Source organism: Methylomarinovum caldicuralii, from assembly GCF_033126985.1.
Classification (GTDB): domain Bacteria; phylum Pseudomonadota; class Gammaproteobacteria; order Methylococcales; family Methylothermaceae; genus Methylohalobius; species Methylohalobius caldicuralii.
Map to the genome: position 1 here is coordinate 1,836,959 of NZ_AP024714.1, position 14,520 is coordinate 1,851,478.

Consider the following 14,520-nt stretch of genomic DNA (forward strand, 5'->3'; position numbering starts at 1 on the left):
ATCGATCTCCGGAAGCCGTCATGCGTCCCAGTACCGAACGCCGCCGCCTGCTGCGCTATCTCTGCCTCTACCTTGGCTTTGTCGTTTACGGCAGCCTGATTCCCTTCCGGCTCCGCCCCCTGAGTCTGGCCCAGGCACTGGAAAATTTCCAGCACATCGCCTATCTGCAACTGGGGCCGGGTTCGCGCGCGGACTGGATCGCCAACATCGTACTCTACCTTCCGCTCGCCTTCCTCGCCTGTGGTGCCTTCCTGGGGCTTCGGCAGGTACGCCCCCGTCCATTGCCGGCTTTGGTCCTGATCTTCGGCGGCTGTCTCGCGGTGGCGGTTGCGGTGGAATTTGTCCAGCAGTTCTTCGCCCCGCGCACGGTGTCCCTCAACGATCTGATCGCCGAGGGCCTCGGCAGCCTCGGTGGCATCCTGCTGTGGTGGCGGGGACGGTCCTTCCTTGTCCGCCTCGGTGACGCATTCACCCGCGGCGGCCGGGAATCGCTGCAGGCCGCCGCCATTGCCTACCTGCTGGCCTATGTCGCCCTGGCCCTGTTCCCCTACGACATCGCCCTTTCCCCGGCCGAGCTGGGGGCCCACCTTACCTCCGCCAACGTAGGCTGGCTGGTGGCGCCGGGCTGCGGCGGCCCGATCCGCTGCGGCGCCCGCCTGGGGGTGGAGATAGTGGCGGTCGTACCCTTGGGCCTGCTGCTGGGACTGCTGTGGCCTGCCTTCGGCCTGCGCCGCCTGGCCGTAGCGGGTCTGCTGCTGGGAGCCGGCCTGGAGCTGCTGCAGCTGTTCATCCTTTCCGCCAGCGCCCAGGGCATTTCCCTGGTGACCCGCGTTCTCGGAGTGGCGACCGGCGGAATGCTGGCCAGCTGGCTGCGCCGCCAGAGCGTGGATGTCCTCGCCCACATGCTGAACCGCGCGCTGCCGTTCCTGGCGTTCCCCTACCTGTTCACCCTGTTGCTGGTCAACGCCTGGTTCACCGCCGGCCGGATCCCTTTCCGCGCCGGTCTGGCACGCCTCACCGACCTGCACTTCACGCCGTTTTATTATCACTATTACAGCTCCGAGCCGGTGGCCATGGCCAGCCTGCTGGCCAATCTGGCCCTGTACGTCCCGATCGGCATCGCCGTCTGGTGCCGGCGGCGGGCGCGCCGGTTTCCCGAGGCCGGTGGTGCCGGGACCGCCGCCTGGCTCGCCGCGCTGCTGGCCCTGCCGGTGGAAACGGGCAAGCTCTGGCTTGCCGGCCATCACCCCGATCCGACCAACCTGCTGATCGCCGCCGCAGCCGCCGCCCTGGCCTATGGCGCGACCGCCTGGCTCGCCCGCACCGTCGACGGCAGCTCTCAGAGTATTCCATCACCTCCCCCGTCCGTAGCCACCCCGGCCCCGACGATGTCGCTCCCGGGCAAGAGCCTGGCGGCCACGGCCGTCACCACCGCGATACTGCTGACAGGACTGGCCGGGATTCCCCATGCCGGCATCTGGCCGGGAATCGTGGCGGGTTACGCCCTGCTCCTGTGGTTCCAGCCCCTTGCCTGGCTGTTCGTGCTGCCCTTCTGCCTGCCGCTGCTGGATCTGGCTCCTTTAGAGGGCCGGCTGCCGCTGGACGAATTCGACCTTCTGGTGCTCGCCACCCTGGCGGTGGTCCCCCTGCGTCTCAGGCAGCCACCACGCCCCTGGCCCGGCGCCGCCGCAAAGTGGGCCGTGACGTTGCTGTGGCTGAGCTGGCTGGTCGCCACCGCCCGGGGACTGCGGGGGCTGGATTTTCATGAACCGCTCGGCTCCCATTCGCCCCTGAATGCCTGGCTGGTGGGCAAGGGGCTGCTGTGGTCGCTGCTGCTGCTCCCGTTGTTGCGGCGCGTTCCCGAATCCCGGAGCGGATCGGCCCGCCGCCTCGTCTTTCGGGCGGTCGTCGCCGCCCTGGCGGTCGAAGTACTGGTGGTGATCCGGGAACGCGTCCTTTTCGTCGGTCTGACAGACTTCGACCACGTCTTCCGCGTCACCGGCACCTTCGCCAGCATGCAGACCGGAGGCGCCTATCTCGAGGCGTTTTTGGCGTTCGCCTTTCCGTTTCTGCTGGTGGGGATCCTGCGCCATCCTTCCCCTTGGATCCGTCTGGCGGGCGCGGGACTGGCAGGGCTGAGTGCCTATGCCATGCTGGTCACCTTCTCCCGCGGCGGCTATGCCGGCATGGCCGCAGGCTTCTTGACGGTGGCGCTCGGCGCACGGCGGCGCTGGCCAGTGGCGATCGCTCTGGCGGCGCTGCTCGTTCTGATCGCCGCCCCGATTCTGAGCGACGGCTTCGCCCGCTATCGCCTGCAACGTTCCGGCCAGGACCTGACGATCCGCTGGCAGCACTGGCAGCGGGCGCTGGCCCTGATGGACGCAGGCTGGCCTGCCCGCCTCGCCGGCAACGGCTTCGGCCGCTATCCGCTCAACTATCTGCTCTACAATGATTACGACCGCCCGCCGGGCGGTTATCTCGTCCGCCGTGAAGGACGGCAGCATTTTCTCCGGCTGCTGCCGGGCGAGTCGGTCTATCTGGACCAACGGGTCGCACTCGCCCCCCACACTCCTTACCGCCTGCAGGCCCGTCTGCGCGTCTCCGCCGCCGGGGATGCCCTGACCGTGCCTCTGTGCGAGAAGGCATTGCTGTATTCCTTCCGCTGCCACTGGCAGCGGCTGCAGCCAGAGCGGTCATCCCGCTGGGAACCGGTAAGCCGCGTCCTCCACAGCGGCGAACTGGGGGACAGCCGGCGACCGGTCAAGCTTTCCCTGTACAACGCCGGCGACCGCCCCCTCGACGTGGACGACCTCCATCTTCTGGCCCCCGACGGCACCGATCTGCTCCGCAACGGCGGCTTCGAACACGGCGACGCCTTCTGGCTGCTCGTCACCGACCGCAACCTGGCCTGGCACATCGACCAGGCCGGCATCGAGGTATACTTCGCCCAGGGCTGGCTGGGACTGCTGGGGGTCGGACTGCTGCTGTATGCGGCCACCCGGCGGCTGTGGCCCGGCTGGCGCGAGGGTCGGTCCTGGGAACTGGCGTGTCTGGGAGGACTGGCGGGCTTCGTGACGGTCAGCCTGACGGGCAGTACGATGGATGTGGCGCGGGGGATGATGTTGTTTTACTTCACGGCACTTTGTGCCATGGTTTTCAGGACTAGTCCATCAAATCTCGAGTAAGAAGGAGGTCCAATGAAATTTTCCACGCGCATAGCTCCTCTGTTCACCGCTTTGGCTCTGGTCGGGCTGTCCTTTACTGCATCCGCCGATTGCTCCTCTCCGCCAGTAAGCGATGCTGCCGCCGTGCTTAGCGGCAAAACGATCTGTGTGACGGATAGCAGCACCGGGGAAAAATGGCAGGAATATCATGATCCCAGCGGTGCTTTGATCGATTATAAAAAAGGGCCTTCCGATCCTGTGGATCCTTCCAAACGGGTAGGAAGCTGGAGCACATCCGGTGGAAACGTAACATACACATACGATGCCTTTGGCCCGGCTGTTTCTTACACCTATACCGTCAAAGGCGATGCAACGACCGGCTATAGCCTCTGCGGGACAAAAAATTTCATCAATGTTACCCTCCTATCAGGCCAAGTTCCCTGTCCATAATGGTCCACCATGAGGGTTTCCGCCGCTCGGCCTTCACCTTTTTATCTGGAGGCCGAGCGCTTTCCCCATACGCGCCAACTTAAGCGCATATTGATTGAATGCAGCTCACCTGCGTTTTTTTGTTGTAGATGGCTGAGCGAACGCTATGAACCATGCCGGCTGGTGCCAGTGATCGATTTGGTGGCGCGTTGTAGAACATCGGGATTGAGTAATGCGTGAGAAATCAATCTATTATGGCTTAAGTTGGCGCGTATGCCCCGGCCCCAACCGATAAACGCCGGCCGCTTCAGCCGCATCGACAACAACCCTCGTTGACATAAGCCGCCAGCGATAACCAGCCGATCAGACTCAAGTTCAATACGATCTCCCTGACTTGTGCAACAACGCCTCTGTGGGCAGGGCAATCGCATGAACGCTACGTCCATCCAAGCACCTGAGCCCGATAGTGGTCACTGGAGGCGGCCAGGAGCCGTCTTGCCTTGATACCCCCGCGGCGTTTGGTGGAGTCGAGGCGAAAGAGATTGAGCACCATCTGTTTGAGCAGCGCCAGGTTATGAGCCGCATGTCGGGTTCGAAGGCGCACCTGATCATCGTTGAATACGACATCCATACACCAGTGAAGCGGGTTCTCCACCGCCCAATGCTGGCGCACCACCGAGGCCAGCCGTTCGGCATCGGCCGGCAGGCTGCTGATGTAGAAACGCCGTTCCCGGGTGGTTTTGCCGGCGACGGTGCGTTCGGACTCGACCACGGCAAAGCAGGCCAGATCCGGCCAGCGCTGGGGCCGGTCCAGGCCGTCGAGCTGGTCGAACACATAGCAGCGGCGCACTTCCAGGCGACCATGCGCCTTGTCGACCGTCTCGCATTGCTGATGCGGGGTTTTGTCCGGCGCGTCCTGGAAGGCCTGGAAGAAATCCCGGATCGATTCGGCCAGACCTTGCTGGTTGTCCTTGACCGCCAGTACATAGTCGGCCCCCCGGTCACGGATGGCCTTGGCAATCTTGGGATCGGTCCCCATGGCATCGAGGGTCACCACGCATCCTTTCAAGGCCAGGGTTTCCAGCAGGGCGGGAATGGCCGTCTTCTCGTTGGATTTGTCGGCCACCGCCTCTTGACCGACCACCAACCGGTACTGAGCCGCAAAGGCACTGACCAGATGCAGGGGATCCTGCCCCTTGGACCGGCTACGCCGACTGGTCTTGCCGTCGATGGCGATCACCTGACCTTCCAATGCCGGAACCACGCTCACCGCCCAGCGCTGAAAGGCCGATCCGAACGCTTCCGGATCGATCATCGCCAAAATCCGCCCCAGGGTGTCGTGGGACGGAATCCCATGCGGCAAGGGCATGTATCGACGCAGCCAATCCAGCTTCTCCCTGGCCCAAAGTTCAACCTCCACCAACGTATCGGCACCGCAGATCACCGCGCACACCACAACCACCAGCACTTCCACCAGATCGTAAGTTACCTTCGATGATTGTCGCGGGTCCGGAATCGATACGAACACCTCGCTCAGCGCCAGGGGCTTTTCCAGCATCTGTGCCTCCCACAAAAAGCATGCTCCTCAGAGAAGAAGTCTCTAATCTGCAAGTAATCTGCTGCAAGTCATCGAATCTTAAACCATCATCTTCGTGGGGTATATTCATGCGATTGCCCTGTGCGATTGCCCTGCCTCTGTGGGCGGATTAGCAGAATCTGGTATCATTCATATTTATTTGCGGACACGAATCTCATGTGGGCCTTTCTGCACCGACTCGCCTCACCCCGGCACTTCTATCATCTGACCGGCCGCTGGATTCCCTGGCTCGGCGGGGCCACGCTCCTTTGCATGGCGGCCGGCCTGTACCTGGGCCTGTGGGTCGCCCCGCCCGACTACCAGCAGGGGGACAGCTTCCGCATCATGTACGTGCACGTGCCGGCGGCCTGGCTGTCGCTGTTCGTCTACGTCTTCATGGCGGTGGCCGGCGGCATCGGCTTGATCTGGAACATGAAGATGGCTGACGTGATGGCGGCGTGCTCGGCCCCCGTCGGCGCTTCCTTCACCTTTCTGGCGCTGGCCACCGGCTCCATCTGGGGCAAGCCCATGTGGGGCACCTGGTGGGTGTGGGACGCGCGCCTGACCTCCGAGCTGATCCTGCTGTTCCTGTATCTGGGCTACATCGCCCTCCAGAACGCCATCGAGGATCCGCGCACCGCCGCCCGCGCCGGAGCGATCCTGGCCATCGTCGGCAGCGTCAACATCCCGATCATCCATTACTCGGTGGAATGGTGGAACACCCTGCACCAGGGGCCGACGGTGACCCGCTTCGACAAGCCGGCGATCCACCCCAGCATGCTGTGGCCACTGTTGCTGATGGCCGTCGCCTTCCAGCTGTATTTCTTCACCGTACTGCTGCTGCGGGCCCGCAGCGAAATCCTCTGGCGCGAGCGCCGCAGCCGCTGGGTGCGGGAACTGTTGACAGACGAACGCATCGAACCGGCATCCGACTCCGAGGAGATCGCCTCATGACCTGGCAGGAATTCATCCACATGGGCGGTTACGGCGCCTACGTCTGGAGCGCCTATGGCCTGACCGCCGTGGTGCTGATCTGGAACCTCGTCGCACCTTTGCGCCGCCGCCGGGAAGTGCTGGCGCGGCTTCGGCGCTGGTACGACCAGGAGGCCGGCCGATGACTCCGCGCCAGCGCCGCATGCTCTGGGTCACGGTCATCGTGATCGGCGTCAGCATCGCCACCTTTCTGACCCTGGCGGCATTTCAGAAGAACCTGCTTTACTTCTACACCCCTTCGCAGATCGCCGCCGGCGAGGCGCCGACGAACTACGCCTTCCGGGTCGGCGGCCTGGTGAAGGAAGGCAGCGTGAAACGGGAACCGGACAGCCTGGCGGTGCGCTTCACCCTCACCGACGGCGCCAACGAGGTGACGGTGTTCTACGAGGGCATCCTGCCGGACCTGTTCCGCGAGGGCCAGGGTATCATCGCCATCGGCCAGCTGCAGCCGGACGGCCTGTTCAAGGCCACCCAGGTGCTGGCCAAGCATGACGAGAACTACATGCCCCCGGAGGTGGCCGATGCCCTGAAGAAATCCGGCAAACTGCCGCCGGTGGACGATTTCAAGGGAGCGAGCCGATGACTGCAGAATTGGGTCAACTGGCCCTGATCTTCGCCCTGCTGATGGCCGCCGTGCAGGCGGCCTTCCCCCTCGCTGGAACCGCTCTGCGGCTGCCGGCCTGGGTGGCGGTGGCCAAACCGGCTGCCCGCGCCCAGGCGCTGTTTCTGGCGGTGTCGTTCTATTGTCTGGAGCAGAGCTTCGTGGTCAATGACTTCTCGGTCCGCTACGTGGCCGAGCATTCCAACTCCGCCCTGCCGCTGTTCTACCGCATCGCCGCCGCCTGGGGCGCCCACGAAGGCTCGGTGCTGCTGTTGGCCCTGATTCTGGGGCTGTGGACTTTCGCGGTCAGCATTTTCAACCGCGGCCTGTCGGATCTGTTCGTGGCCCGGGTCCTCGGCGTCCTGGGGCTGATCAGCGTCGGCATCCTGGCCTTCATCCTGTTCACCTCCAATCCCTTCGAACGGCTGACCCCGGCACCCCTGGACGGCAACGACCTCAACCCGCTGCTGCAGGACTTCGGCCTCGCGGTCCATCCGCCGATGCTGTACATGGGCTACGTCGGCCTGGCGGTGCCGTTCGCCTTCGCCATCGCCGCCCTGCTGTCCGGCTCCCTGGACATTGCCTGGGCCCGCTGGTCCCGTCCCTGGACCCTGGTGGCCTGGGCCTTCCTGACCCTGGGCATCACCCTGGGCTCGTGGTGGGCCTACTACGAGCTGGGCTGGGGCGGCTGGTGGTTCTGGGATCCGGTGGAAAACGCCTCCTTCATGCCCTGGCTCATGGCCACCGCCCTGATCCATTCCCTGGCGGTGACGGAAAAACGCGGGGCCTTCAAGGCCTGGACCGTGCTGCTGGCGATCTTCGCCTTTTCCCTGAGCCTCCTGGGGATGTTCCTGGTGCGCTCCGGGGTGCTGGTGTCGGTGCACGCCTTCGCCAACGATCCCGAGCGCGGCCTGTTTATCCTGGTGTTCCTTGGGCTGGTGATCGGCAGCTCCCTGCTGCTTTACGCCCTCAGGGCCCCGGCGGTGAAGGACCACGCCCGCTTCCACTGGTTCTCACGCGAGGCCCTGCTGCTGGTCAACAACGTGCTACTGGTGGTGGCCGCCGCCAGCGTGCTGCTGGGCACGCTCTATCCCCTGGTGCTCGACGCCCTGGGGCTGGGCAAGATTTCCGTCGGCCCCCCTTATTTCAGCAGCGTGTTCACGCCGGTGACCGCGCCGCTGTTCCTGCTCGCCGGCATCGGTCCCCTGGTGGCCTGGCGCCGGGGCGATCCCGGCAAGCTGTGGCGGCAGGTGCGCTGGCTGATCCCGGTCAGCCTGATCGCAGCCGTCGTCATCAGCGCCCTGTGGTTCAACCCCAAGGACATCGTCACGCTCGCCTTCCTCGCCACCGCCTTCTGGCTCGGCGCCACCTCGCTGCTGCCTCTGTGGCAGCGGCTGCGTCGCCGTGAGGGGCTGCGGGGGCTGCGCCAGCCTGCCGGGTTCTACGGCATGACCCTGGCCCACTTCGGCCTGGCGGTGTTTCTGATCGGCGTCGGCATCTCCAACCACTACAGCATCGAGCGCACCGTGCGCCTGGCGCCGGGGGAAACCGCCGAGCTGGGCGGTTACCGCTTCACTTTCAAGGGGGTGCGGGAGTTCGACGGCCCCAACTACGGCGCCGACGAAGGCCTCTTCGAGGTTTCCCGGAACGGGGAACCGGTCGCCCGCCTCACCCCCCAGAAACGCTTCTACCGGGTGCAGCGCAACGTCATGACCGAAGCCGCCATCGACCCGGGGCTGCGCCGTGATCTCTACGTCGCCCTGGGCGAACGACTGGAAGGCGACGCCTGGAGCGTGCGCCTGTATGTGAAGCCGGCGGTGCGCTGGATCTGGCTCGGCGGTCTGCTGATGATGGCCGGCGGCCTGGTGGCGGCGGCCGACCGCCGTTACCGCAGCGTCAAGGTGACCGCCCAGGCCACCGCCACCGTCAACGCCACGGTTTAGCCATGCTCAAGTATCTGCTGCCACTGGGACTGTTCGTCGGCCTGCTGATCCTGCTGGGGGTCGGTCTCACCCTCAATCCCCGCGAAGTCCCCTCCCCTCTGATCGGCAAACCAGCGCCGCAGTTCACCCTGCCCCGTCTCGACGATCCCCAGGCGCGCTTCGACAGCGCCCAGTTCCAGGGCAAGGTCAGTCTGTTCAACGTCTGGGCCTCGTGGTGCGTGGCCTGCCGCCAGGAGCACGCCTTCCTGATGCAGCTGGCCGATCAGGGCGTGACGATCTACGGCCTCGACTACAAGGACACCCGCGAGGCGGGCCTGCAGTGGATCGAACGCCTGGGCAATCCGTACCAGGCCGTCGCCTTCGACGCCGCCGGCAAGGTGGCTATCGACTGGGGCGTCTACGGCGTACCGGAAACCTTCGTCATCGACAAGCAGGGCGTCATCCGCTACAAGCACATCGGTCCCATCACCCCCAGGGACTGGGAGGAAAAACTGGGACCGCTGGTGGCTTATCTGGAGAAGCAATCATGAAAACCCTGATCGCCGCCCTGTGGCTGACGCTGGCCCTGCCGGCACTGGCCGGCATCGAAGTGCGCCAGTTTACCAACCCGGAGCTGGAAAGCCGCTACCAGAATCTGATCGAACAACTGCGCTGTCTGGTGTGCCAGAACCAGTCTCTGGCCGACTCCAACGCCGATCTGGCCGAAGACCTGCGCTCCGAGGTCTATACCATGCTACTGGCGGGCAAGAGTGATGCCGAAATCGTCGATTTCCTGGTGCAGCGCTACGGCGATTTCGTGCTCTACAAACCGCCGGTGAAAAAGACCACCGCCCTGCTCTGGTTCGGTCCCTTTGCCGCCCTGGCCGTAGGCGGCCTGCTGCTGTGGCGCATCGGCAGAACCCGCCGGCCTGAAGCGCCGACATCCCTGACCCCCGCCGAGCGGGAACGCCTGCAACAATTGCTCAAGGACGAGGAAAAATCCTCATGATTGTCTTCTGGCTCATCGCCGCCGGCCTGATTCTGGCAGCCTACCTGCTGTTCTGGTGGACCCTGCGCCGCCCGCCGCGCCTGGACACGCAGATCGACCTTCAGGCCAACCTGACTGCCCACCGCCAGCGACGGCGGGAACTGGAACAGGAACGGGCCGAAGGCAAGATCGACCAGGCCCAGTACGAACAGCTGCTGGCGGAACTGGACCGTGATCTTCTCGACCTGAGCGAGAAGCACAACCGCGGGAAAAGCCGCCCCCCCTACCACGGTATCGTGCCGGTATTCCTGGCCCTGGGACTGATTCCCCTGGCGGCGATGATGCTGTATTTCAGCCTCGGCCGCCCGGATCTGCTCAATCCCCGCGCCATACCCCAGGCACAAAAGAACGCCCCCCCTTCGCTGGAAGAGGCGATCGCCAAGATCGAACGCCGCCTCCAGGACAATCCGAACGATTTGGAAGGCTGGGTGCTGCTGGCCCGCTCCTACCAGGCCACCGGCCGGATCGACAAGGCTCTGGCTGCCTACCGCAAGGCGCTGGCACTGGCGCCGGACAATCCCGATCTGGAGGTCCGCTACGCCGAAGCCCTGGCCCAGTCCAAGGGGGGAGACCTGAGCGGCGAGCCGCTGACCATCATCCGCAAGGTGCTTGAAACCCACCCCGATCACCCCTACGCCCTGTGGCTGGCCGGCATGGCCGCCCTCCACGCCGGTGACCGCGACAGCGCCCAGCGCTATTGGAACAAACTGCTGGCGCAAATGCCCCCCGGCAGCCAGCCGTACCGGCAATTGACGGCGATGATGCAAAAGGCCGGGCTGCAGGTGCCGCAGTCCAGCGCGCCGCAACCGGCGGCCGGCGGCGCCTCGGTCCAGGTGACGGTGCGCCTCTCCCCGGAGCTGGCCGCCCGCGCCAAACCCGACGATCCGGTCTACGTCTTCGCCAAGGCCGCCTCCGGGCCACCCATGCCCCTGGCCATCGTCCGCAAGCAGGTCAGGGACCTGCCGCTCACCGTCACCCTGGACGACTCGATGGCGATGATGCCGCAACTGAAACTGTCGCGCTTCCCGAAGGTGATCATCGGCGCCCGGGTGGCCAAGTCCGGCAATGCCCAGGGGGCTCCGGGCGATCTGGAGGGACAGAGCACTCCCGCGGCGGTTTCCGGCCACCCCCGCGTTGAACTGGTAATCGACCAGGTCCGCAGCTGACCGAAGGCCGCGTTTGCGGCATACTAGAAACCGGCATCCCCACGTTGGAGGACGATCCCATGGTCGCCAATCTCCATGACACCCCGATCCGTCACTGGACCTACCGCGATTATCTGGCCCTGGACGACGGCAGGCGTTACGAGATCCTCGAGGGAGAACTGCGTGACATGACACCAGCCCCATCCGTGCCCCATCAGAGTTGCTCGCGCAATTTGGAATTCCTGTTTCTGGAATACGTGCACCGGCGGCAATGGGGGTTCGTCTATGACGCTCCCATCGATGTCATCCTCAGCGAGGACAACGTGGTGCAACCGGATATCGTCCTGGTGGGCAAGGAACACGAGGACCGGATCCGGGAGCGGGGCATCTTCGGCGCCCCCGACCTGGTGGTGGAAATCGTCTCCCCCACCTCGGTTCGCTACGACTATGTGACCAAACAGGCGCTGTACCGGCGCTTTGCGATTCCCGAATTCTGGCTTGCCGATCCTGCCAACCGCAGTCTGACCGTGCTGGGGCTGAAGGACGGCCAATACGAACCTATCAGCTTCGCCAGCGGGACGGGCGCCGTCCAGTCCCGTCTGCTGGAAGGTTTCCAGGTCGAACTGGCCACCGTGTTCACCGAGCGCTGAACCATGATCGAACTTCAGGATCACGACGCCCTGCTGATCGTTGATGTGCAAAAGGATTTTCTCCCCGGCGGCGCCCTGCCGGTGCCTGAGGGGGACGAAGTGGTGCCGGTGCTCAACCGCTACATCGAGCGGTTCACCCGTCGGGGACTTCCCGTCTTCGCCACCCGCGACTGGCATCCGCCGAACCACTGTTCCTTCCGCGACCAGGGCGGTCCCTGGCCGCCCCATTGCGTCGCCGGCACGAAAGGGGCGGAATTTGCCGACGGTCTCCGGCTGCCGGAAGACACGGTCATCGTTTCCAAGGCCACCGGGCCGGAGCGGGAAGCCTATTCCGGTTTCGAAGGTACCGATCTGGCCGCGAGGCTGAAAGACCTCGGCATCCGCCGCCTGTTCGTCGGCGGCCTGGCCACCGACTACTGCGTCCTCAACACCGTGCGCGACGCCATCCGTCACGGCTTCGAGGTCTTCCTGCTCACCGACGCCGTCCGCGCCGTCAACGTCCACCCAGAGGACGAACGCAAGGCCCTGGAAGAAATGCGCCGTCTCGGCGCCCGCTTCATCACCCTTGAGGCTCTGTCGTGAACGCATCGGTCCTGCTCACCGATCTCTACCAGCTCACCATGCTCCAGGGGTACTGGCACGAGGGCATGGCCGAAACCGCGGTGTTCGAACTGTTCGTGCGCAAACTGCCGCCCGGGCGGAATTTTCTCGTCGCCGCTGGTCTGGAACAGGCCCTCGACTACCTGGAGAACCTGCGTTTCACCGCCGCCGAACTCGACTACCTGCAGCGGACCGGCTTCTTCGACGACGGCTTCCTCGCCACCCTGGAAAACTTCCGCTTCGAAGGCGACGTGGATGCGATGCCGGAAGGCACGGTCTTCTTCCCCGACGAGCCAATCCTGCGGGTCACCGCCCCCCTCCCCCAGGCCCAGCTGGTGGAAACCCGCCTCATCAACCTGCTCCAGTTCCAGACCCTGATCGCCTCCAAGGCCGTCCGTTGTGTCCTCGCCGCCCCCGGAAAGCGCCTGGTGGACTTCGGCCTGCGCCGGGCCCACGGCAGCGAGGCAGGCCTGCTGGCGGCCCGGGCTGCCTATCTGGCCGGTTTCATCGGCACTTCCAACGTCCTCGCCGGCCGGCGCTTCGACATCCCCGTCTTCGGCACCATGGCCCATTCCTATATCATGGCCCACGACGACGAGCTTGCCGCCTTTCGCGGCTTCGCCCGCTCGCAGCCCCACAACGTCGTCCTCCTCATCGACACCTACGACACCCTCAAGGCCGTGGACAAGGTCGTCGCCCTGGCCCGGGAGCTGGCTGAAGACGGCATCCGGATCAAGGCGGTGCGGATCGACAGCGGCGATCTGGGCGGGCTGGCCCGCCAGGTGCGCGCCAGGCTGGACGCCGCCGGCTGGTCCGAGATCGGTATCTTCGCCAGCGGCGATCTGGACGAGTACCGTCTCGCCGAACTGCGCGACGCCCCCATTGACGGCTTCGGCGTCGGCACCAGGCTGACCACTGCCAGCGACGCGCCTTACCTCAACTGCGCCTACAAGCTGCAGGAATACGCCGGCATCCCGCGGCGCAAGGTTTCGAAGGGCAAGCAGACCTGGCCCGGCGCCAAGCAGGTCTTCCGCCACTACGATCCCGCCGGCCGCTTCGATCACGACGTCCTCACCACCGCCGACGACCACCTCGAAGGGCAGGCGCTGCTGCAACCGGTGATGCGGCAGGGAAAACGCCTGCAGCCGCAGGAATCGCTGACCGGCATCCGCGACCGGATCGCCGCCCAGCTGCAACGCCTGCCGGAAGCGCTCAAGAACCTCGACGGCGCCGCCGAATACCCGGTGGAAATCGCTCCGGCCCTGTGGCGGCTCACCGAGGAAACCGACCGCCGTCTGGGGCTGGCATGAGCCGGGTCTTCACTGTCCGCGAACCGGCTGAGGCGGAATACGAGATCAAACGCTCGCGCTTCATCGCCGTCATCGGCCCCACGGCCGACAGCACCGAACTGGAAGCTTTCCTGACCGGGCTGGCCCGGCGCCATCCCCAGGCCACCCATCTGACCTACGCCTGGCGCATTGAAACCCCCCAGGGACTGCGCGAACGCGCCTTCGACGCCGGTGAGCCCTCCGGCACCGCCGGCCGCCCCATCCTCGCCCATCTGCAGGGCAGGCATCTGGTCAACGTCTGCCTGGCGGTGATCCGTTATTTCGGCGGCATCAAGCTCGGCGCCGGGGGTCTGGCCCGGGCCTACGGCCACGCGGCCAAGCTGGTAGTGGAACAGGCCCGCATCGTCCCTCACGTCATCTACCAACCGGTGACAGCGGAAATTGACTACTCCCGGTTCCAGCATCTGGATCGTCAGCTGGCGCCGCTCGGCGCCCGCATTCTCGATGCGGACTACGGGGCCCGGGTCAAAGTCACCCTCGAAGTGCCGGAAGACAACCTCGGGGAACTCGAGCGCCTGTTGGCGTCTCATTGAACGCGACAGCGACTGTTGGTTTTTCCCTTCAAAGACCCCATTTCTATAATCCGGTGCGGTTTACCGCCCACACGACGACCAACCAAGAGGGATTTCGATGCAACGATCCGACCCGCTCGAATGGATGTGGCTGCAAGCCGTCGAAATGCTGGAAAAGGCCGAGCGCTTCAACCGGCTGCTGTTTCAGATCCAGCGCTCCGGAGCCCGGTTGCCGGCCTGGGAGCCCCCGGTGGACATGGTCGAGACCTTCGACGCCCTCCACATCAACGTGGTGCTTCCCGGCGTGCCCGCCGAGGAAGTGGAAGTCATCCTGGAGGGCGGCATGGTGCGGATCAGCGGTCACCGCCCGCCGCCGGTGACCCCCGAAACCCTGCAGATCCACCGCCTGGAGATTCCCTACGGCCGCTTCGAACGCCGCATTCACCTGCCCCCCGGGCGCTATGAGCTGGCCGAGTCCAGCTTTCGCCACGGTTGCCTGCGGCTCGGATTCCGTAAACTAACGTAAGGAAC

General features: G+C 65.1%; 15 protein-coding genes. 14 read left to right on the plus strand and 1 reads right to left on the minus strand.

Annotated features, from left to right (window positions below):
* Positions 1 to 20 precede the first annotated feature (20 nt).
* Both MCIT9_RS09320 and MCIT9_RS09325 read left to right on the plus strand, forming a co-directional pair.
* The gene (locus MCIT9_RS09320) at positions 21 to 3,185 is read left to right on the plus strand and encodes a VanZ family protein (RefSeq protein ID WP_317704621.1); all 3,165 of its coding nucleotides are present in this window, start codon (positions 21 to 23) and stop codon (positions 3,183 to 3,185) included.
* A 12-nt stretch (positions 3,186 to 3,197) separates the two neighbouring features.
* A complete protein-coding gene (locus MCIT9_RS09325) occupies positions 3,198 to 3,614 on the plus strand; it encodes a hypothetical protein (protein WP_317704622.1) in 417 nt (138 codons plus the stop codon).
* Between the two features lie 415 nt (positions 3,615 to 4,029).
* Here MCIT9_RS09325 and MCIT9_RS09330 read toward each other — a convergent pair whose 3' ends face one another.
* The gene (locus MCIT9_RS09330) at positions 4,030 to 5,151 is read right to left on the minus strand and encodes an ISAs1 family transposase (protein ID WP_317704623.1); all 1,122 of its coding nucleotides are present in this window, start codon (positions 5,149 to 5,151) and stop codon (positions 4,030 to 4,032) included.
* Positions 5,152 to 5,346: 195 nt separating this feature from the next.
* Between MCIT9_RS09330 and MCIT9_RS09335 the strand changes: the two genes are divergently transcribed.
* The 12 genes from MCIT9_RS09335 to MCIT9_RS09390 all read left to right on the plus strand — a co-directional run bounded on the left by MCIT9_RS09335 (position 5,347) and on the right by MCIT9_RS09390 (position 14,515).
* Positions 5,347 to 6,123, plus strand: a complete 777-nt coding sequence (locus MCIT9_RS09335; protein WP_317704624.1) for a heme ABC transporter permease — start codon at positions 5,347 to 5,349, stop codon at positions 6,121 to 6,123.
* Positions 6,120 to 6,287: a heme exporter protein CcmD gene (gene ccmD / locus MCIT9_RS09340; RefSeq protein WP_317704625.1), complete on the plus strand. Its 168-nt coding sequence runs from the start codon at positions 6,120 to 6,122 to the stop codon at positions 6,285 to 6,287. Before MCIT9_RS09335 ends, ccmD begins: the two co-directional genes overlap by 4 nt.
* Positions 6,284 to 6,745: a cytochrome c maturation protein CcmE gene (gene ccmE / locus MCIT9_RS09345; RefSeq protein ID WP_317704626.1), complete on the plus strand. Its 462-nt coding sequence runs from the start codon at positions 6,284 to 6,286 to the stop codon at positions 6,743 to 6,745. The genes ccmD and ccmE overlap by 4 nt, the downstream gene beginning before the upstream one ends.
* Positions 6,742 to 8,706 carry a heme lyase CcmF/NrfE family subunit gene (locus MCIT9_RS09350; RefSeq protein WP_317704627.1) on the plus strand — a complete coding sequence of 655 codons (1,965 nt, stop codon included), beginning with the start codon at positions 6,742 to 6,744 and terminating at the stop codon, positions 8,704 to 8,706. The genes ccmE and MCIT9_RS09350 overlap by 4 nt, the downstream gene beginning before the upstream one ends.
* A gap of 2 nt (positions 8,707 to 8,708) precedes the next feature.
* Positions 8,709 to 9,236, plus strand: a complete 528-nt coding sequence (locus MCIT9_RS09355) for a DsbE family thiol:disulfide interchange protein (RefSeq protein WP_317704628.1) — start codon at positions 8,709 to 8,711, stop codon at positions 9,234 to 9,236.
* Entirely contained in the window at positions 9,233 to 9,694 is a 462-nt protein-coding gene (locus MCIT9_RS09360; protein WP_317704629.1) for a cytochrome c-type biogenesis protein, read from the plus strand. The genes MCIT9_RS09355 and MCIT9_RS09360 overlap by 4 nt, the downstream gene beginning before the upstream one ends.
* Positions 9,691 to 10,899, plus strand: coding sequence for a c-type cytochrome biogenesis protein CcmI (gene ccmI / locus MCIT9_RS09365; RefSeq protein ID WP_317704630.1), 1,209 nt, complete (start codon positions 9,691 to 9,693; stop codon positions 10,897 to 10,899). Before MCIT9_RS09360 ends, ccmI begins: the two co-directional genes overlap by 4 nt.
* A 59-nt stretch (positions 10,900 to 10,958) precedes the next feature.
* On the plus strand, positions 10,959 to 11,528 hold the full coding sequence (locus MCIT9_RS09370; RefSeq protein WP_317704631.1) for a Uma2 family endonuclease: 570 nt from the start codon (positions 10,959 to 10,961) through the stop codon (positions 11,526 to 11,528).
* Between the two features lie 3 nt (positions 11,529 to 11,531).
* Positions 11,532 to 12,110, plus strand: coding sequence for a nicotinamidase (locus tag MCIT9_RS09375; RefSeq protein ID WP_317704632.1), 579 nt, complete (start codon positions 11,532 to 11,534; stop codon positions 12,108 to 12,110).
* Positions 12,107 to 13,438 (plus strand): nicotinate phosphoribosyltransferase, encoded by a 1,332-nt coding sequence (locus tag MCIT9_RS09380; RefSeq protein ID WP_317704633.1) that lies wholly within the window; start codon positions 12,107 to 12,109, stop codon positions 13,436 to 13,438. Before MCIT9_RS09375 ends, MCIT9_RS09380 begins: the two co-directional genes overlap by 4 nt.
* Complete coding sequence (locus MCIT9_RS09385; protein WP_317704634.1) at positions 13,435 to 14,010, plus strand: IMPACT family protein; 576 nt, start codon at positions 13,435 to 13,437, stop codon at positions 14,008 to 14,010. Before MCIT9_RS09380 ends, MCIT9_RS09385 begins: the two co-directional genes overlap by 4 nt.
* Before the next feature lie 97 nt (positions 14,011 to 14,107).
* On the plus strand, positions 14,108 to 14,515 hold the full coding sequence (locus MCIT9_RS09390; protein WP_317704635.1) for an Hsp20/alpha crystallin family protein: 408 nt from the start codon (positions 14,108 to 14,110) through the stop codon (positions 14,513 to 14,515).
* Positions 14,516 to 14,520 lie beyond the last annotated feature (5 nt).